Origin of the sequence: Burkholderia sp. E168m23 (genome assembly GCF_016586125.1) — a bacterium.
GTDB lineage: Bacteria > Pseudomonadota > Gammaproteobacteria > Burkholderiales > Burkholderiaceae > Burkholderia > Burkholderia orbicola.
The window spans coordinates 1-1,017 of sequence record NZ_BCPP01001482.1; the positions used below are offsets into that span (position 1 = coordinate 1).

The window sequence follows — 1,017 nt, forward strand, 5'->3', positions numbered from 1 at the left end:
CCAACAGCGCTCTCGCGTCTGGCTATCGCGTTTGAACACTACAATGAGCGCCACCCGCACAAAGCCTTGAAATACCGCTCGCCTCGCGAGTTCAGGCGTAATGCGGTGTCATCAACCTAACGGTGTCCGCGTGTCCTGAGTTACAGGGGCAACTCCACAGGGCCCGCTGCCTAGGCTAACCAGCGGACTGTTAGGGTGGCGGCATCGGCGCAAATTGAAGCCCCAATGTCCAGCTGAAATCTACTTCCATATCGCCATGAACCGAATACTCGGTATGCCGGTGCGTTCAAGTGCGGAGATTTCGACCTAGGCATTACAAGCCTTGTCATACCTGGATTCAGATATCCACCTGAACCGCTTGGATTTCTTGGACAGTGCCGAGCGTTAGTGTTCGGTCTTTCATGAGCCTTCGGCCGTGGGCCGAAGGCTGTATTGCCGGGCGAATTCACCCGGTGTTAGCTCTTTGAGCGCCATGTGAGGTCGAGTCTCATTGTAGTCGCGGCGCCAAGCCTCGATCTCTCGTTTGGCTTCCGCCAACGATTCGAACCAGTGCAGGTTCAGACATTCGTCCCTGAACGAGCCGTTGAATGTCTCGATGAAGCTGTTGTCGGTGGGCTTGCCTGGCCGGCTGAAGTCGATCTGCACCTTGTAGTGGTAGGCCCACATGTCCAGCAGGCGACCCGAGAATTCGCTGCCGTTATCGGCGAACAGGAACCTCGGTGCGCGGCGCTGAGCCACCAAACGATTCAGCACTGACACGACGTCCTCGGCACGCAAGCGCTTGCCTACTTCAATGGCCAGCGCTTCACGGCTAAAGATGTCCGCGACCGTCAGGGCGCGCAAGCGGGTGCCGTCGGCTAACTGGTCCGCCACAAAGTCCAGACTCCAGACTTCATTGGGACGAACCGGCACGCAACGCTCGCGGCGCGACACCACCATCTTGCGGCGCTTGGGTAGCTTCGAACGCAGTTGAAGCTGCTCTTCGGCGTCGAGCCGATAGACCCGATTACGGCTCAC

General features: G+C 58.3%; 1 protein-coding gene and 1 pseudogene. One reads left to right on the forward strand and one right to left on the reverse strand.

What is annotated here, in order from left to right; genetic code table 11:
- A partial coding sequence (locus tag JMF90_RS40505; protein ID WP_231691705.1) for an integrase core domain-containing protein occupies nucleotides 1-120 on the forward strand: 120 nt, incomplete at its 5' end.
- A 279-nt stretch (nucleotides 121-399) separates the two neighbouring features.
- On the opposite strand, the pseudogene JMF90_RS38330 reads toward JMF90_RS40505, so the two are convergent.
- Nucleotides 400-1,017: pseudogene (locus tag JMF90_RS38330) on the reverse strand (IS3-like element ISBcen22 family transposase); the annotation flags it as partial.